This window comes from Pseudomonas sp. DY-1 (genome assembly GCF_003626975.1).
In the GTDB taxonomy this organism is placed as follows: Bacteria; Pseudomonadota; Gammaproteobacteria; order Pseudomonadales; family Pseudomonadaceae; genus Metapseudomonas.
The window spans coordinates 3,709,682-3,726,399 of sequence record NZ_CP032616.1 but is presented as its reverse complement, the minus strand read 5'-3'; the positions used below and the strand labels follow the sequence as shown (position 1 = coordinate 3,726,399).

Below are 16,718 nucleotides of genomic sequence, written 5' to 3'. Positions count from 1 at the left end.
GATGACAACAACAAACCAGTACCCCGACCTGCTCAGCGAAGTGCGCGCCTTCCGTGCCCAGTACCCGGAGGTCCGCTATATCGACCTGATCTGCCTGGACATTCCCGGCCACTTCTACGGCAAGCGCTACCCCGTGGAAATGGTGGAGAAAGTTGCCGCTGGCAGCCCGCTCAAGGTGCCGCAGAACTGCGTTCTGCTGGGCACCCAGGGTGGGCTCTACCCGATTGGCGACTACTGTTTCGCAGACGGCGACCCGGACGCACCGCGTCGCCTGGTGCCCGGCACGCTGAAGCCAGTGCGCTGGGAAAAGGAGCCGCTGGGGCAGATGCTCATCACTTCCGACGGTACTGAGGCCCCCATCGAGTTCGAACCGCGCGAGGTGCTGGCGCGGGTACTGCAGCGACTGGAAAAGCGCGGAATCCGCCCGGTGGTGGCTTTCGAACTGGAGTTCTACCTGTTCGATCGCAAGCTCCAGGACGGTCTGCCGCAATTCCCCCGCGATCCGCTCTGCGAGGACGAGGACGACCAGCCGAACATGCACATCGAGCGCCTGTCGCGTTTCTCTAGCGTGCTGCATGAGATGGTCGACGCCGCCAACGAGCAAGGCGTTGCCGCCAACGTCATCACCGCCGAACTCGGCCCGGGCCAGTTCGAAATCAACTTCGGCCATTGCGATGACGGTCTCAAGGCCGCCGATTGGGCCGCTCTCTTCTGCCGCAGTACCCGTGGTGTTGCGCTCAAGCATGGCCAGCGCGCCAGCTTCATGAGCAAGCCCTACCTGAATGCACCGGGCAGCGGCATGCACGTGCATGTGAGCCTCTACGACCGGGACGGCAACAACCTGCTCGCCGCCAACGACCAGCGCCCGCTGCGCCACGCCGTGGCCGGTTGCCTCGACCTGCTGCCGCACTGCATGCCGATCTTCGCTGCCAACCACAACGCCTTCCGCCGCTACGGTGCCATGGTCAATGCCGCCAGCCGCGCCAGCTGGGGCTTCGAGGACCGCGATGCGTGCATCCGCATCCCCGAATCCGACGGCCGAAACCTGCGCATCGAACACCGCCTGGCCGGTGCCGACGCCAACCCCTACCTGGTGCTGGCCGCCATCCTCTCCGGCATGGAACACGGCCTGGATGCCGCCCGCGAGCCGATCGCGCCGCTCAACGAAGACCGCGAAAGCGGCATCGACTTCCCCAAGGACATGCTCACCGCCGTCGCCGCCATGCGCAGCCACCCTGCGGTAAACGAAGGCCTGGGCAGCGAGTTCGTGATGGTTTACTGCGAGAACAAACGCCAGGAGTACCTGGACTTCATGAACGAGGTCAGCGCGCGGGAATATCGCTGGTATATGTGATCGCCTGGGTCCTTTTGCCAGCCGATCTGGACGAGAGTGGTCCGAGAGCCACCCCTCGCCTTCCGGGAGAACGGGCGGGGGAAAGGGCGTTCACCGGCCTGCTCGGTGCTCGCCCGTTTCGCGAATGAATTCGCTCCTACAAGGGCAGGGCCGCGCCCTGCCTTGCGAATGAATTCACCCCCACAAGCGCTCGCTCCTACACATCCCCGAACGCCTCGACCAGATCCTCCACGAACGCCACCTGCGCTTCGCTAGGCTGGCGGCCGCGATGGCTGCTGAGGTGGAACTGCACACGGTAGCCAGTCTGCTCCGGCAGCAACGCCCTGAGTTGCCCGTTAGCCTCCCACGGCGCGGCGATGTGTTCTGGCAGGTAGCCGATATGTGCGCCTGACAGGATGAACGCCAGGCTGCACTCCACCTGTTCGGTGCGCGCACTGCTCGGGCCGCTCTGGAAGGGCTGCCGCGCTTCTTCAAAACGGTACGGGTGATGCACCAGGTCGCAGTCGGCCAAGTCGTCGAGACTGACCTGCCCACGTCCAAACAGCGGGTGCCCGACACCACAGAACAACCGTTGCTGCTCGCTGAACAGCGGCTGGTAGTCCAGCGCCGCCTGGGTGCCCGAGAAGTAGCCGATCGCCAGGTGCAACTGGTCTTGTAGCAGGCGCCGCTCCAGCTCGGCCGGCATGGCACTGATCAGCTCGAACTGCACGGCCTGGTTGCGCTGACGGAAGCGCCCGATGGCATCTCCCAGGTGTTGTAGCACCTGGCTGTCGAGGGCTTCGGATAGACCGATGCGCAGCTCGCCCAGAAGCAGGCCGGACATGCCCCGCGCCTCTCCCTTGAAAGTCTCGATGGCGCCGAACAGCTTGCGCGTGGCAGCGAGCACCTGCTCGCCCTTGGGGGTCAGGCGAAAGCCCGCCTTGCCGCGTTCGCAAAGACGAAAGCCCAGTCGTGTCTCCAACTTGGCCATTTGCGTGCTGATGGTGGACTGGCCGATACCCAGTTCGCCTTGGGCGGCGCTGAAGCCGCCGCTTTCCACCACCGTGACGAAGATGCGCAGCAGTTGCAGGTCGAGGTCATGGAGCTGGCTGAGCATGGCGGCACCAAACATTGATGGGTGTAGATGCCAAAGTAGAACACTTCATATTTATCCAAAGCAAAGCCCGGCGCAGCATGGCCCCACCTGCAATCCCCCAGGAGCCCATCATGCGTTGTCCCTTGTTGCTTGCCGCCCTGTTCGCCTGTGCCTTGCCGGTGCATGCCGAAGACAAGACGCTGAACCTCTACAGCTGGTCTGCCTACATTCCGGAAAAGGCCCTGCAAGGCTTCAAGGACGAAAGCGGCATCGACGTCAAATACGACATCTTCGACAGTGCGGAAGCCCTCGACGCCAAGCTGCTGACCGGTGGCAGCGGCTACGATGTGGTCTTCCCCGCCAGCAGCGGCCTGGCCCGTGCCATCCAGGCCAAGGCCGTGCAGCCGGTACAGCGCGAACAGCTGAAGAACTTCGCCAACCTCGACCCCGAGCTGCTGGCCAAACTGGCCGCCGTCGATCCGGATAATCGCTTCGGCGTGCCCTACACCTGGGGCACCGTGGGGTTGGGCATCAACAAGGAAGCGGTGGAAAAGCGCATTCCTGATGCGCCAGTGAACAGCCTCGACCTGCTGTTCAAGCCCGAGTACGCCAGCCGGTTGAACGACTGCGGCATCGCCGTGATCGACTCACCGCAGGAAGTGATCAGCATCGCCCTGCATTACCTCGGCAAGGCCCCCTACAGTACCGACAAGGCTGACCTGAAAGCCGTCCAGGAGCTGTTCGCGCAGTTGCAGCCCAACGTGCGCTACGTCGGCTCCGGCAAGCACATCAACGACCTGGCCAAAGGCGAGATCTGCCTGGCACTGACCTACAACGGCGATGCCGCCATCGCCGCCGACCAGGCGCGGCAGGCGCAGATGCCCTTCGAGGTGATCTACCGCATCCCCCGTGAAGGCACGCTGATCTGGTTCGACACCATGGTCATCCCGGTCGACGCACCGCACCCCGAGGCCGCCCACGCCTTCATCGACTACATGCTGCGTCCCGAAGCCATCGCCGAACTGACCAACAGCCAGTTCTTCGCCAACGCCAACCAGGCTGCCAATCCGCTGCTTACACCGGAGGTGGCCGGCGACCCGGACATCTACCCGAGCAAGGATGTGCGTGATCGCCTGTTCGGCGAGCAGATCCAGTCGCTCAAGGACCAGCGCGCCCGCACCCGCCTTTGGACTTCGTTCCGCACTCAGTACTGAGTCGCCTTCAACCACCCTCAGCCCGCCCCTTTCCCAAAGCGAGAGGGGCATTGGAGACCGATGAAATGGACCACGCCTTCGACAACGACCAGGCCATGACCCGCGACAGCCTCTATGGCACCGCTGCCGAATCCACCTATGCCGGCATCACCAGCTTCATGCGCCGCCGCTACAGTCGTGACCTGCGCGGCGTCGACCTGGTGGTGAGCGGGGTGCCTTTCGACACCGCCACCACCAACCGCCCCGGCAGTCGCTTCGGGCCGCGTGCCATTCGCGCCGCCTCGGTGCAGATGGCCTGGGCCCGGCATTACCCCTGGGAGTTCGATCCCTTCGACCACCTGGCGGTGATCGACTACGGCGACTGCCCCTTCGACCACGGCACCCCACAGGGCACGCCGGAGATCATCCAGGCCCATGCCGCGCGCATCCTCGAATCCGGCGCGGCGATGCTCACCCTGGGGGGCGACCACTTCATCAGCTACCCGCTGCTGAAAGCCCATGCGGCCAAGCATGGTCCACTGTCGCTGATCCACTTCGACGCCCACAGCGACACTTGGCCGGACGAAGAAGTGAAGCGCATCGACCACGGCACCATGTTCTATCACGCTGCCCGCGAGGGTCTGGTGGACCCGTCGCGGTCGGTGCAGGTGGGTCTGCGCACCACCAACGACGATGTGATGGGCTTCCAGGTGCTGGATGCGCGTGAGGTGCATCGCCATACCCCCGAGCAGATCGCCGAGCGTATCCGCGCACGGGTAGGGGACAACCCTGTTTACCTGACCTTCGATATCGACTGCCTCGATCCCGCCTTCGCCCCTGGCACGGGTACGCCGGTTTGTGGCGGCCTGTCGAGCCACCAGGCGCTGGAAATACTCCGCGGCCTACGCGGCATCAACCTGGTGGGGATGGATGTGGTGGAAGTCGCGCCGCCCTACGACAACGCCGAAGTCACCGCCCTGGCCGGCGCGACCCTGGCGATGGAAATGGTCTGTCTGTACGCGGCGCGGCATAAGTTGGGGATGAGGTAGCTGGTGCTTTTCCCCCTCTCCCTTTGGGAGAGGGGGCAGTTCGAGACTCACCACAACGCCAGCGTGTAGCTCAGGATCAGCCGGTTCTCGTCGATATCGCTGCCGAAGTTGCTGCGGGTGGTCGCGTTGCGCCACTTCACGCCGAGGTTCTTCAGCGGTCCGCTCTGCACCACGTAGGCGATGTCGGTATTGCGTTCCCACTCCTTGCCTTCACCGGACGCGCCGCGCAGGTCGACGTTGTCGCCCGACAGGTAGCGGGTCATGAAGGTCAGGCCGGGGATGCCCAGGGCCGCGAAATTGTAGTCGTAGCGGGCCTGCCAGGAGCGCTCGTCTTCGTTGCCGAAGTCGTTGATCTGCACCAGGTTCACCAGGTAGGCGTCGGTGCCGTTGATGTTGGCAAAACCGGTGTCGCCGCTCATGCGCTGGTAGCCCAGGCCGAATGCGTGGCCACCCAATGCGTAGGTGAACATCGCGCCAAAGGCATCGTTATCCACATTGCTGCCACCATCGTCGGTGCTGTGCGCCCAGCGGATATCGCTCTTCAGTGACTGGCCATCGGCGATGGGCAGCAGGTGGTTCAGGGTCAGGTAGTGCTGCTTGTAGATGCCGTCGAGGCCGCCGTAGTGGTAAGCGCTGCTGAGGTTGGGCGTCCACTTGTAGGTCGCACCGGCGAAGTCGAATTGGTCGCTGGTTTTTGTCCGGCCCAGGACAATGTTGCGGTTGCCGCCGTTGAACACGGCCATTTCTTCGTTATCAGACGAATTGCGCAGGTTGATGCGGTCGAAACGGCCGAGGTCGAGGCTGAGGTTTTCCACTTCCGCCGAGTTCGCCCAGGCACCCCGGAAGGTCTGCGGCAGCAGGCGGCTGTCGTTGTACAGCGCCACCGGCAGCTTGGGTAGCAGGGTGCCGGCCTTGAGGGTGCTCTGCGAGACGCGCAGCTTGGCGGTCAGGCCCAGTTCGCCGTACTCATCCTGGGCGCGATTGGGCCGTTCGCGGTCGGACTTCAGCAGGCCGGTGCCGGTGCGGTCCGGGCTGGAGTCGAGCTTCACCCCCAGCAGCCCGAGAGCATCCATGCCCACGCCGACGGTGCCTTCGGTGAAGCCGGACTCATAGCGCAGCAGGAAGCCCTGCGCCCATTCCTCGGCCTTGCTCTGGGCGGCGCCGTCCTGGCGGAAGTCGCGGTTGAAGTAGAAGTTGCGCAGCTCAAGGCTGGCCTTGGAGTCCTTGATGAAGTCGGCGGTGGCCGGGCCGCAGAAGGTCAGGGCAGTTACGCCGCAGAGAGCGAGGCTGAGTGTGTTGCGATCCATGTGTTTTCCTCTTCTTGTTGTTGTTCAGGCACAGCGATACCCGCTCCGGCGCGAAACGCCGAAGGCGGAAGAGACTGAAAAAAAGACGCGGACCCAGGACGGGCCCGCGTGATCACGCACAATCTTTACGGGGCGATCAGCTCACGCAGCCCGATACGCCCCTCGCGGAACAGCCGCGCATCCATCCGCTTCGGTTCGCGCACGATGGGTCGGAAATCCATGCGGGCCAGGATGTCCCGCTCCAGGTCCACGCCAGGGGCGATCTCGACCAACTCCAGGCCTTCGGTCGTCAGGCGGAACACGCAGCGCTCGGTGACGTAGAGCACCGGCTTGCCTGACTCGGCGGCGAGCTTGCCGGCGAAGGTGCGGTGCTCCACCTCGTTGACGAACTTGCGCATCTCGCCGTCCTGCACGATGCGCAGCTCGCCGTTCTCGATGCGGATGTCCTGCGCCCCAGCACTGAACGTGCCGACGAAGACCACTGCCTTGGCGTTCTGACTGATGTTGATGAAGCCACCAGCACCGGCCAGGCGGGTGCCGAAACGCGAGACGTTGAGGTTGCCCTCGGCGTCGGCCTGGGCGAGGCCGAGGAAGGTGATGTCCAGGCCACCACCATCGTAGAAGTCGAACTGGTAGGGCTGGTCGATCAGTGCGCTGTGATTGCTCGCGGCACCGAAGTCCAGGCCCGAGGCCGGTACGCCACCGATCACGCCGGGTTCGGCGGTCAGCGTCAGCAGGTCGATCACGCCTTCCTCGGCGGCGACTGCCGCCACACCTTCGGGCATGCCGATGCCCAGGTTGACCACCGCGTTCGGAGACAGCTCCAGTGCCGCACGGCGGGCGATCAGCTTGCGCAGGTCGAGCGGCATGGGCGCCAGGCTGTTCATCGGTACGCGCACCTCGGCGGCGAAAGCCGGGTTGTAGTGGGTGGCGAAGGTCTGCTGGTGGTTGTCCGGTTGGGCGACCACGACGCAATCCACCAGGATGCCGGGAATCTTCACGTCGCGTGGGTTGAGCGAGCCGCGCGAAACCACGCGCTCCACCTGGGCGATCACCAGCCCGCCGGAATTGTGCGCGGCCATGGCGATGGCGAGGCTCTCGATGGTCAGCGCTTCGCGCTCCATGGAGAGGTTGCCGTCTTCGTCGGCGCTGGTGGCGCGGATCACTCCCACGTTAATCGGGAAGGCCTTGTAGAACAGGTAGTCCTCGCCCTCGATGGGCATGCGCCGGACCAGTTCCTCGGTAGTCCGCGCATTGAGCTTGCCGCCACCGAAATCCGGGTCGACAAAGGTACCCAGGCCGACCCTGGAAAGCTGCCCGGGCTTGCCCGCGGCGATGTCGCGGAACAATTGCGAGATCACCCCCTGGGGCAGGTTGTAGGCCTCTATGCGATTTTCCACGGCGAGCTTCTGCAGGCCCGGCACCAGGCCCCAGTGGCCGCCGATCACCCGTCGCACCAGGCCTTCATGGGCCAGGTGGTTGAGGCCACGACTCTTGCCGTCGCCTTGCCCGGCCGCATACACCAGGGTCAGGCCCTGTGGCGCCTGCGAGGCGGCGAAGCGCTGCTCCAGGGCAATGGCGATTTCCTCGGCGAAACCGATACCGACGAAGCCCCCGGTGGCCAGGTTGGCGTTATCCGGAATCTTGGCCACCGCCTCGGCGGCGCTCATCACTTTGCTCATGGTGTTCCTCGAGCGATTGAAAACGGATGGTGCTCTTTGTAGGAGCGAGTTCATTCGCTCCTACAGGAATAGCGAGAAGCGGGTCGCTCCGTCAGAAACTCCCGAACAGGCTGCCCAGGGTGATCACCACCGTCAGGGCCATGAGCGGGAAGATCACGGTGTTCATGAAGATGAATTTGTACGAATCGCGGTGAGTCAGCTTGCAGATCGCCAGCAGTGAGATCACCGCGCCGTTGTGCGGCAGGGTATCCATGCAGCCGGAGGCCATGGCGGCGACGCGGTGCAGCAGCTCAGGGCTGATACCGGCGGCGTTGGCCATTTCCAGGTACTGGGCGCCGAGGGTCTTCAGCGCGATGGACATGCCGCCGGAGGCCGAGCCGGTGATACCGGCGAGGATGTTCACGGCGACGGCTTCGGACACCAGCGGGTTGCCCGGCACGCTGAGTACCAGGTCGCGGATCACCACGAAGCCGGCGAGCGAGGCGATCACCGTGCCGTAACCCACTTCGGACGCCGTGTTGAGGATCGGCAGCATGGAGCCGAAGGTGCCGTCGTTTAGGCTCTGCTTGAGGTCGGTCCAGCGCTTCCAGTGCAGGCCGATCAGCAGCAGCACGGCGGCGCTGAGGGCGACGATGATGGACCAGATGCCGATCACCGACTTGGCGTCCTGCAAGCCGCCGAACTCAGGCTTGGCCAGGAAGCTGGTGTCGACGTTCGGCAGCACCTGCTTGGCCATCAGGAAGTTGAGGACGATCACCAGCAGGATCGGCAGCAGCGCCAGCCAGAAACCGGTGGTGGGTAAGCCAACCTGCTCGGCCGCGTCATCCTTGTGTACACCGTAGCCTTCGCCAGCCGCCATCAGCTTGCGCGCCTGGGCGCTCAGCCACCAGCTGCCGAGGACGAGCATCATCAGGCCGCCGATCAGGCCGAGGATGGGTGCGGCAAAGGCGTCGGTGCCGAAGAAGGGGCTAGGGATGGCGTTCTGGATGGCCGGGGTGCCGGGGAGTGCGGTCATGGTGAAGGTGAAGGCGCCGAGGGCGATGGCACCCGGCAGCAGGCGCTTGGGAATGCCCGCCTCGCGGAACAGCGCGGTGCCGATGGGGTAGACCGCGAACGCCACCACGAACAGCGACACGCCGCCGTAGGTCAGCAGGCCGCAGGCCAGCACGATGGCCAGGATGGCGCGCTCGCGGCCGAGCTTGGCAACGATGCCGTGGGCGATGGCGCGGGCCGAGCCTGAGTCGTCCATCAACTTGCCGAAGATGGCGCCGAGCAGGAACAGCGGGAAGAACTGGATCAGGTAGCCGCCCAGGGACTTCATGAACACTTGGGTGTAGGTCGGCAGCATCAGTGCCGCGTCGCCGGCGAAGAGCACCGCGAGCAGGGCCATGAGCGGCGCGAGGATCAGCACGTTGATGCCGCGGTAGGCGAGGTACATCAGCAGAGCGAGAGAAATCAGGATACCTAGGGTGCCCATGGGGGACTTCCTTCTTGTTGTTGTTTTCCGCCGCGTCGAGGCGGCTGGTGGCAGGCCATTGCTTGGCCCATGGCGCTGTTAGAGCGAAAGGTGTGCCAGGTGCGGCGAAAAGACGGCGGATGGCTCTGGGGTCGGTGTTTCAGCGGTTTCTAAGGCAACGCTGAAAGTGTCCAGATTTCTAGACGATGGCCATGAATCTGGACAGTTGAAAGACTGGTGTCCAAAAGGGTGGACACTCCGAGGGCCTGATTTTGTAGGGGCGAATAGCCCCTACAGTCCGTGCGCCTGCAACTTGTTGTACAGGCTCGCCCGGGCGATGCCGAGACGCTCGGCAGCCTGGGTACGGTTGCCGTTGCAGGCCGCCAGGGCCGTGAGGATGGCCTGGCGTTCGGCGATGGCCATGCTGTCGGCCAGGGGGCGGACTTCGCCGCTGATGGGCGCGGGTGCTGGTGCCGAGGAAGCAAGAGCAACGCCGGCCGGCAGCGGATTCACCAGCAGCGCGCGCAGGGCATTGGCGCTTAGCGGGCCGGTTTCGCTGCTCATCTGCGCCCGTTCCAGCAGGTTGCGCAGTTCGCGTACGTTGCCTGGCCAGGGCTGAGCCTGGAGCAATTGCAGGGCGTCCTCGGCCAGCTCCAGGGGCGGCTGGCCGGAGCGGCTGGCGATATCGTCCAGCAGGTGCTCGATCAGTGCCGGCAAGTCCTCGCGGCGGTCACGCAGGGACGGCAGGCGCAGGGCCAGTACGTTGAGACGGTAGTAGAGGTCTTCGCGGAACTGCCCTGCCGCCACCCTGGCTTCCAGGTCCACATGGGTGGCAGCGATCACCCGCACGTTCAGCGCCTTCACCTGGTTGGAACCCAGCGGCTCCACTTCCTGCTCCTGCAATACGCGAAGCAGCTTGGCCTGCAGGGGCAGCGGCAGGTCACCGATCTCGTCGAGGAACAGGGTGCCGCCGTCGGCCAGCTCGAACTTGCCGGCGCGGGCACGGCGGTCGGCTCCGGTAAAGGCGCCGGGGGCGGTACCGAAGAGTTCGGCTTCCACCAGGGATTCGGGAATGGCGGCGACGTTGACCGCCACAAACGGCCCGTTGGCGCGCAGTGACAGGTTGTGGATGCCCTGGGCCAGCAGTTCCTTGCCGGTGCCGGTTTCGCCGCGCAGCAACACGGTGGCGTCCAGCTGCGCAGCACGGCGGGCCTGGCGCTTGACCTCGCCGGCAGCGCCGCTGCTGCCGATGAAGCCGGCGATGGTGTAGCGGGCGCGGCGGGCCTTGGCCAGTTCGCGCTGCGCAGCGGCGAGCTGGGTCTGCAGCTGGTTGTACTTGGCCATGACCGGCTGCAGGTGGCGGGCGCGGTCGAACAGCACGAAGCCGAGCGCACCCACCAGCGTGCCGTCTTCATCGCGCAGGGGAATGCGGGTGACCACGAAGTGCTCGTCGCCGAAGGCCATCAGGTCGAGCATGCTCGGTTGGCCGTTTTGCACTACTTCGCGCAGGCGGCTGGCGGGCAGCACTTCCTCAATTTCCTTGCCGAGCACGCTACGTGGATCGCGAATGCCGACCTTCTCTGCGTACTTGTCGTTGATCCAGACAATGCGTGCCTGGCGATTCACCGCGATAGTGCCTTCGCACTGGGCGTTCAGGTGGTCGAACAGCAGCGGCATGGCGACTTCGCGGAAGCGCTCGGGGGACACACCGATGACCAGACCGTGCTGGTCGATGTCTTCGCTGGCGATGGGCATGACAGGGGCATCCGGCTGAAACATCAGGCAGCGATTATGGAGGCGAGCCGGATGAACGCCTAGCCTGTACGAAGGTCGGTAACTAGGCGTAGGGCTTTTCTCATAAGGAGCTACACATGGACCTGATCCGCATCCTCATCGCCATCCTCCTGCCGCCGTTGGGCGTGTTCCTCCAGGTGGGTATCGGCGGTGCCTTCTGGCTGAACATCCTGCTTACCCTGCTGGGCTACATCCCCGGAATCGTCCATGCCGTGTACATCATCGCCAAGCGCTGAGGCACGATCCCGCAGGTTGGTGCGGGCGGCGTTCCGCTAGCGCGCACCGGCATCTACCCCGCGCGCTGGGCCTCGCAGGCTCGGCGCCAACCTGCGTGAAGCGTGTGGGCTAATCCACCATCTTGATCAGCAGGATGCCGGCGGTGACCACGCAGGCGGCGAGGATGCGGCGGATGCCGAAGGCTTCCTTGAACACCAGGCTGGCAATGACGGCGGCGATGATCACGCTGCTTTCGCGCAGTGCCGCGACCTTGGCCACGTTGTCCAGGGTCATGGCGAACAGCACCAGTCCGTAGGCGACGCAGTAGTTGAAGCCGCCGAACAGGCCGATGCGCCAGTTGTCGCGGGCGAAACGAAGAACGAGGGGGCCGCGGCGCATCCAGGCGAGCAAGGGGATGGTCACGCTCTGCATCAGTGTCAGGTAGACCACGAACTGCAGCACGCTGTCGGCGCGGCGCACGCCCTGGGCGTCGATCAGTGTGTAGAGCGCCACGCCAGCACCGGCCAGTGCGGCGCAGCCGAGGGCTTTCAGCGCATTGGACTCCAATCGGGTGGAAAGCAGGCTGAGGATGCCCACTGATATCAGCACGATGCCCAGCAGCATGGCACCCGATAGATGCTCTCCGAACACCAGCCCTGCACTGAGTGCTACCAGCAGCGGCGGCAGTCCGCGCACCACCGGATAGACCTGGCCGAAATCGCCGAAGTGGTAGGCGCGGATCAGCAGTAGGCGATAAAGCGTATTCACCACCACCGACAGCCCGATCAGCCCCCAGACCACCAGCGGTGGCGGGCTGACCAGGGGGAGCAGGGCGATGCTGAAGCAGAAGGCTACGCCGTCCACCAGTGCCATGGACGAAAGCCGATCACTGCCGGATTTGATCACCGCGTTCCAGCTGGCGTGCATCAGCGCGGAGAGCAGGACCACCAGCGTGGCGAGGTCGGTATCGGCGAGCACGAGGAACTCCAGTGCGGGAAAGGTGAGGCGGATGTCACGTAGCGTGGGGTTCATCGATACATCATTCAAATCGTTTATCGTTATCCGTCAAATAACTCCTACTGATGGAATAACCATGAATCTCTTCCAGCTCCGTGCCTTCGATGCCGTGGTTCGCGAGGGCAGTTTCACCCGTGCCGCCGAACGCCTGTGCATCAGCCAGCCGGCGGTGACCGGGCATATCAAGGCACTGGAAGAGCACTATCAGGTACGCCTGCTGCGGCGTTCGGCGAGGCAGGTGGAACCCACCGAACTGGGGCGTCGCCTGGCCGGCATCAGTCACCAGCTGTTCGCCCTGGCGGAACAGGCGGAGGACCTGCTCGACACCAGCCGCGCACTGGAGTCCGGTCGCCTGGACCTTGCCGCCGACAGCCCGCACCTGGTGATGCCGCTGCTGGCGCGGATGCGCGAACGCCATCCGGGCGTGTCCATCAACCTGCGCCTGGGTAATACCCAGGAAACCCTGAATGCCCTGAACGGCGAGCGGGTGGACCTGGCGCTTATCAGCGACATGTCCGAGCGGCCTGGTCTGCGCCTGCAACCCATCGGCGAGGCGCGCCTGTGCCTGTTGCTACCGGTGACGCACCGGTGGGTCGGAGCGCGCGAGGAAATCGGCCTGAACGAGTTGCGGGATGAGGTGCTGCTGCAACGCGAGCCCGCTTCCCTGACGCGCCGCACGTTCGAGAAGGCCTGCACCGAACAGGGCCTGCAACTGCGCGCGGCGCTGGAGCTGAACAGCCGCGAAGCAGTGATCGAAGCGGTGGCGGCGGGGCTTGGGGTGAGCATCGTGTATTCGCTGGAAGTGCCGCGCGATCCACGGGTGGCGGCACTTCCGTTGAAAGGTGAGGGACTGGTCAGCCGGCACTATCTGGCGTGCCTGGAGAGCTATGGGGAGTTGCGCGTGGTGAAGGCGTTTTTTGAGGTGGCCGGGGAGGCCCTCTCCCCCAGCCCCTCTCCCTGAAGGGCGAGGGGAGCCATAGCGTGCCGACTCGAAATCCAGAGTCAGGCACTACTCAGACTGTCCGGCATACCTCTCCGATGCCGGCGCGAGTCACCCCTCTCCTCTTCAGGGAGAGGGGACGGGGGAGAGGGCAACGGGCCAAACTCGTTCCCCCGCCCCCGGCTCCTCATTCCAAGCCTGCAACGACCGCGTCGGCAGGTCGAAGTACTCCCGCGTGCGGGCATAGCCGTGGCCGCCCATGCGACCGATGGCATCGAGGCCGAGTTGGTCGATGTAGAGGGTTTTCGGATCGATCAACTCGTCGCGTACATGCACCATCAACACTTCGCCGAGGATGATTTCCCGCGATTGGCCGATGGAAAGGCCCATCATCCGCCGGCACTCCAGGGCGACCGGTGCTTCGGCAATGTACGGGCAGCCGACACGGCTGCCGGGTAGTGCGGTGAGTCCGGCAGCGAGCAGTTCGTCGAACCCGGGTTCGAAGGGCACGGCGCAAACGTTCATGGCTTCCACCAGTGCGTCGGAAACGATGTTCACGGTGAATTCCTGGTTCAGCATGATGTTGCGCGTGGTGTCCTTCGGGGTCAGGTCGGCGTGGTTTTCCACCCCGAGGGCGAGAATCGGCGGGTCGGCGGACAGCGCGTTGAAGAAACTGAAAGGCGCGGCGTTGGCACGGCCTTCGGCGTCCACCGTGGTGACCAGGGCGATGGGCCGGGGCACCACGCTGCCGATGAGGATCTTGTACTTCTCGCGGGGGCCCAGTTGGGCGAAGTCGAAGCTCAGCATGGCGATGTTCTCTTTATTGGTCGGGCTGGCTGGCAAGGGTGCAGAGCGGACGATCGGCGCTCCACGCATCGGCGAAGGGAATGGCCGACTGGAACAGCCCCCGCCAATCCGGTTGGCCGAAGGCGCGGTCGGCGTGGCTCTGCATCAGCTTGTGGAACTGCCGTTGGGCTTGCTGCTGGAGGCTGGCGTAGTCGACACCGTTGACCTGGCCGTCCTGCATCACGCAGCGTCCGTCGATCCAGCTGGCGATGCAGTCGTCGCCACGGCCCGCGAGGAGCAGGTTTTTCAGCGGGTCGAACAGAGGACCCAGGTGCAGGCCGTCGAGGTCGAACACGGTGATGTCCGCCTTGGCGCCGGGCGCGAGGCGGCCCAGGTCGTCGCGACCCAGCGCCTTGGCGCCACCCAGGGTGGCGGCGTTGTAGAGATCGAGGGCGCTGGTGCCGTGGCTGCCGCCCTCCTTGAGGCGGGCGATATTCAGGCCTTGGCGCATGTTGTCCAGCAGGTCCGCCGGCCAGGTGTCGGTACCCAGGGCGAAGTTGATGCCGCGTGTGCGGTAGCGGCCGAAGGAGTCCAGCGCTTCGCCATCGCGGGCGAAGACCACCGGGCAGTGGACCAGGCTGGTGCCGCTGCCGGCGAGGCGGGCGAGGTCTTCGTCGCCTTCGATGTAGATGCCGTGGGGGAGCAGCGTCCGTGGGCCGAGCAGGTCCAGTTCCTCCAGCCAGGCCAGCGGTGCCTTGCCTCGCAGCGATTTTACTAACGCTACTTCGCCGCTTCCCTGGCAGCAGTGCAGGCGTACGGGAGCTGCCAGCTCGCGGCTGAGGGCATGGGTGCGTTGCAGCAGCGCCGGGGTGCAGGTCTGGATGCGGTCCGGCAGCAGGGCGCCGCGGATCAAACCGTCGTGGGCGCCATCGAAGTCACGGAAGAAGCGTTCGGCGGCCTCAAGCCCGGCCAGGCCACGGGGTTCGTCCCAGTGCTCGACGAGGCTGCCGTCGCGCTGCAGCACCTGCATGCCGCTCATGTAGCAGGGGCCGAGGTAGGTGCGCAGGCCAAGCTCGGCGGCAACACCCGCGACCGCCGCGAACTCGTCGTAGGTTTCCGCCCACTCGCGGTAGTACATGGAGGTGATCGGCATGGCCGTGGTGATGCCGTTGCGGATCAGTTGGGTGAACGCATAGCGGTACTTGAAGACTTCTTCATCGAAGTTGTAGCTCTCCTGCGGCCCCCGGGCGAGGTACTCCGCCGACCACATGCGACCCATGCTGCGCTCATCGCCGTTGTCCAGGCAAAGGACTGTGGAGTCGAGATCGCCAAGGGCGTCCAGGTCGATGAAGCCGGGGCCGAGCAGGGCATTGCCGTAGTCGATCCAGCGATCCACCGGGCCAGGAAAACCGCGGCCGACGAAGAGCACGCGCGACCCTTCGATTACTACTTCGCCGTCGCGCCAGAGCACGTGGCGAGTGCCATCGAAGCCCACCACGCAGCTGGCTTTCAGGCCAATGCGCGGTGCGCTCACAGGCGGCTCTCCAGCAGGCGGCCCTGGGTGGCGATCAGCCTGCCGGCGCGATAGACCTGGCGCTGCGGCCGTGCCACTACGGCTTCGCCAAGGCTCTGTGCATCCATCAGCAGGAAGTCCGCACGGGCACCGAGGGTGAGGCCGTGTTCCGAAAGTCCCAGGGCCTTGGAGCCATGCTGGCTGGCGGCGTCGAAGGCGGCGGCCAGCTCGTCGTCCTTGGCGAGGTCGAAGCGGAAGGCCAGCAGCATGGCGCGCTCCAGCATGTCGCCATTGCCCATGGGGGACCAGGCATCGCGGATGCCGTCGGAGCCGAGGCAAAGATTCACGCCGGCTTCGCGGAGTTCGAGGAAGGGCGGCACGGCGCAGTCGGCCGGTGCCGAGCTCATCAGCGAGATACCCAGCGAGGCCAGGCGCTTGGCCAGCGCTTCGACGCGGTTCCAGGGCACCATTCCCAGGCAGTAGGCGTGACTGATCATCACCCGCCCCTGGCGATTGAAACGCTCGGTGTAGTCGGCGATCAGGGCAATCTGCCAGAGGCCGAGTTCGCCCTTGTCGTGCAGGTGGATGTCCACGCCGCGATCGAACTCTGCGGCCAGGCCGAAGACGATATCCAGTTGGGCGACGGGGTCGTTGTCGATGCCGCAGGGGTCGAGTCCGCCGACGTTTTCCACGCCCAGGCCCATGGCCTGGCGCATCAACTCGGCGGTGCCGGGGCGGCTGACCAGCCCGGTCTGCGGGAACACCACCAGCTCGAGGTCGATCAGGTCGCGGTAACGCTCGCGCAGGGCTTGCATGGCTTCCACGTGGCGCAGGCCGAACTCGGGGTCGATATCCACATGACAGCGCATGGTGAGCGAGCCCCGGGCGATGCAGTTTTCCAGCAGCGCACCGGCGCGTTCGGCGATTGGAGCGGTGACCTCGCGCAGCACGCGGCGCTCGTTGGCAATGTAGTCCTTCAGCGTCGGACCAGCGCTGTTGGGGCGCCAGGGTTGGCCCCAGAGGGTCTTGTCCAGGTGGATATGGCTTTCCACCAGGGCGCTGGTCATCAGCTGGCCGGCGCCGTCGATGTCAGTGGCGGCAAGCGCTGCATCGCTCGCCGGGCGGCGTTCTGCGAAGCGGCCGTTCTGGATTAGGAAGTCTTCGGCCGCGCCGCCGAAGGGGCGGACGTTGCGCAGCCAGCAGGTGTCGGTCATGGGGACCTCAAAGGCAGTTTGCAAAGATGTTCTTTTGTAGGAGCGGGCTTGCTCGCGAAGCGTCGCGCGCAGTTCGCGAGCAAGCTCGCTCCTACAGAAGACCAAGGGGCGGTCAGTTCGGT

14 protein-coding genes are annotated in these 16,718 nt (G+C 65.1%); 5 read left to right on the top strand and 9 right to left on the bottom strand.

Features of this window, described 5'->3' with window-relative positions; translation table 11 throughout:
- Position 1: 1 nt before the first annotated feature.
- On the top strand, positions 2-1,354 hold the full coding sequence (locus D6Z43_RS17650) for a glutamine synthetase family protein (protein ID WP_120653387.1): 1,353 nt from the start codon (positions 2-4) through the stop codon (positions 1,352-1,354).
- A 196-nt stretch (positions 1,355-1,550) separates the two neighbouring features.
- Here D6Z43_RS17650 and D6Z43_RS17645 read toward each other — a convergent pair whose 3' ends face one another.
- Positions 1,551-2,450, bottom strand: a complete 900-nt coding sequence (locus tag D6Z43_RS17645) for a LysR family transcriptional regulator (RefSeq protein WP_120655297.1) — start codon at positions 2,448-2,450, stop codon at positions 1,551-1,553.
- A gap of 110 nt (positions 2,451-2,560) precedes the next feature.
- Between D6Z43_RS17645 and D6Z43_RS17640 the strand changes: the two genes are divergently transcribed.
- On the top strand, positions 2,561-3,643 hold the full coding sequence (locus tag D6Z43_RS17640) for a polyamine ABC transporter substrate-binding protein (RefSeq protein WP_120653386.1): 1,083 nt from the start codon (positions 2,561-2,563) through the stop codon (positions 3,641-3,643).
- A 65-nt stretch (positions 3,644-3,708) separates the two neighbouring features.
- Positions 3,709-4,671 carry an agmatinase gene (gene speB, locus D6Z43_RS17635; protein WP_120653385.1) on the top strand — a complete coding sequence of 321 codons (963 nt, stop codon included), beginning with the start codon at positions 3,709-3,711 and terminating at the stop codon, positions 4,669-4,671.
- 47 nt (positions 4,672-4,718) lie between these two features.
- On the opposite strand, the gene D6Z43_RS17630 is transcribed toward speB, so the two are convergent.
- From D6Z43_RS17630 to D6Z43_RS17615, 4 genes are all read right to left on the bottom strand, one after another.
- On the bottom strand, positions 4,719-5,978 hold the full coding sequence (locus D6Z43_RS17630; RefSeq protein ID WP_120653384.1) for an OprD family porin: 1,260 nt from the start codon (positions 5,976-5,978) through the stop codon (positions 4,719-4,721).
- Positions 5,979-6,103: 125 nt separating this feature from the next.
- On the bottom strand, positions 6,104-7,660 hold the full coding sequence (locus tag D6Z43_RS17625; RefSeq protein WP_120653383.1) for an acyl CoA:acetate/3-ketoacid CoA transferase: 1,557 nt from the start codon (positions 7,658-7,660) through the stop codon (positions 6,104-6,106).
- A gap of 91 nt (positions 7,661-7,751) precedes the next feature.
- The gene (locus tag D6Z43_RS17620) at positions 7,752-9,137 is read right to left on the bottom strand and encodes a GntP family permease (RefSeq protein WP_120653382.1); all 1,386 of its coding nucleotides are present in this window, start codon (positions 9,135-9,137) and stop codon (positions 7,752-7,754) included.
- 270 nt (positions 9,138-9,407) lie between these two features.
- The gene (locus tag D6Z43_RS17615) at positions 9,408-10,871 is read right to left on the bottom strand and encodes a sigma-54-dependent Fis family transcriptional regulator (protein ID WP_120653381.1); all 1,464 of its coding nucleotides are present in this window, start codon (positions 10,869-10,871) and stop codon (positions 9,408-9,410) included.
- Positions 10,872-10,987: 116 nt separating this feature from the next.
- Here D6Z43_RS17615 and D6Z43_RS17610 point away from each other — a divergent pair, with 116 nt between their 5' ends.
- Positions 10,988-11,146, top strand: coding sequence for a YqaE/Pmp3 family membrane protein (locus D6Z43_RS17610; RefSeq protein WP_120653380.1), 159 nt, complete (start codon positions 10,988-10,990; stop codon positions 11,144-11,146).
- A gap of 109 nt (positions 11,147-11,255) precedes the next feature.
- Here D6Z43_RS17610 and D6Z43_RS17605 read toward each other — a convergent pair whose 3' ends face one another.
- Positions 11,256-12,158, bottom strand: coding sequence for an EamA family transporter (locus D6Z43_RS17605; protein WP_120653379.1), 903 nt, complete (start codon positions 12,156-12,158; stop codon positions 11,256-11,258).
- A gap of 61 nt (positions 12,159-12,219) precedes the next feature.
- On the opposite strand from D6Z43_RS17605, the gene D6Z43_RS17600 reads away from it, so the two are divergent.
- On the top strand, positions 12,220-13,104 hold the full coding sequence (locus D6Z43_RS17600) for a LysR substrate-binding domain-containing protein (RefSeq protein ID WP_120653378.1): 885 nt from the start codon (positions 12,220-12,222) through the stop codon (positions 13,102-13,104).
- A 105-nt stretch (positions 13,105-13,209) separates the two neighbouring features.
- Here the strand turns inward: D6Z43_RS17600 and D6Z43_RS17595 are convergent, their stop codons facing one another.
- The 3 genes from D6Z43_RS17595 to D6Z43_RS17585 are packed head-to-tail and all read right to left on the bottom strand — an operon-like array spanning position 13,210 to position 16,596.
- A complete protein-coding gene (locus tag D6Z43_RS17595) occupies positions 13,210-13,890 on the bottom strand; it encodes a flavin reductase family protein (protein WP_120653377.1) in 681 nt (226 codons plus the stop codon).
- A 13-nt stretch (positions 13,891-13,903) separates the two neighbouring features.
- Positions 13,904-15,403, bottom strand: a complete 1,500-nt coding sequence (locus tag D6Z43_RS17590; protein WP_120653376.1) for an amidohydrolase family protein — start codon at positions 15,401-15,403, stop codon at positions 13,904-13,906.
- A complete protein-coding gene (locus D6Z43_RS17585; RefSeq protein WP_120653375.1) occupies positions 15,400-16,596 on the bottom strand; it encodes an amidohydrolase family protein in 1,197 nt (398 codons plus the stop codon). The genes D6Z43_RS17590 and D6Z43_RS17585 overlap by 4 nt, the downstream gene beginning before the upstream one ends.
- Positions 16,597-16,718: the final 122 nt, after the last annotated feature.

Bases quoted from the DNA above. Each gene is read 5' to 3' on its own strand.
- D6Z43_RS17650 (WP_120653387.1), top strand. From the start codon at position 2: ATGACAACAACAAACCAGTACCCCGACCTGCTCAGCGAAGTGCGCGCC.
- D6Z43_RS17645 (WP_120655297.1), bottom strand. From the start codon at position 2,450: ATGCTCAGCCAGCTCCATGACCTCGACCTGCAACTGCTGCGCATCTTC.
- D6Z43_RS17640 (WP_120653386.1), top strand. From the start codon at position 2,561: ATGCGTTGTCCCTTGTTGCTTGCCGCCCTGTTCGCCTGTGCCTTGCCG.
- speB (WP_120653385.1), top strand. From the start codon at position 3,709: ATGGACCACGCCTTCGACAACGACCAGGCCATGACCCGCGACAGCCTC.
- D6Z43_RS17630 (WP_120653384.1), bottom strand. From the start codon at position 5,978: ATGGATCGCAACACACTCAGCCTCGCTCTCTGCGGCGTAACTGCCCTG.
- D6Z43_RS17625 (WP_120653383.1), bottom strand. From the start codon at position 7,660: ATGAGCAAAGTGATGAGCGCCGCCGAGGCGGTGGCCAAGATTCCGGAT.
- D6Z43_RS17620 (WP_120653382.1), bottom strand. From the start codon at position 9,137: ATGGGCACCCTAGGTATCCTGATTTCTCTCGCTCTGCTGATGTACCTC.
- D6Z43_RS17615 (WP_120653381.1), bottom strand. From the start codon at position 10,871: ATGCCCATCGCCAGCGAAGACATCGACCAGCACGGTCTGGTCATCGGT.
- D6Z43_RS17610 (WP_120653380.1), top strand. From the start codon at position 10,988: ATGGACCTGATCCGCATCCTCATCGCCATCCTCCTGCCGCCGTTGGGC.
- D6Z43_RS17605 (WP_120653379.1), bottom strand. From the start codon at position 12,158: ATGAACCCCACGCTACGTGACATCCGCCTCACCTTTCCCGCACTGGAG.
- D6Z43_RS17600 (WP_120653378.1), top strand. From the start codon at position 12,220: ATGAATCTCTTCCAGCTCCGTGCCTTCGATGCCGTGGTTCGCGAGGGC.
- D6Z43_RS17595 (WP_120653377.1), bottom strand. From the start codon at position 13,890: ATGCTGAGCTTCGACTTCGCCCAACTGGGCCCCCGCGAGAAGTACAAG.
- D6Z43_RS17585 (WP_120653375.1), bottom strand. From the start codon at position 16,596: ATGACCGACACCTGCTGGCTGCGCAACGTCCGCCCCTTCGGCGGCGCG.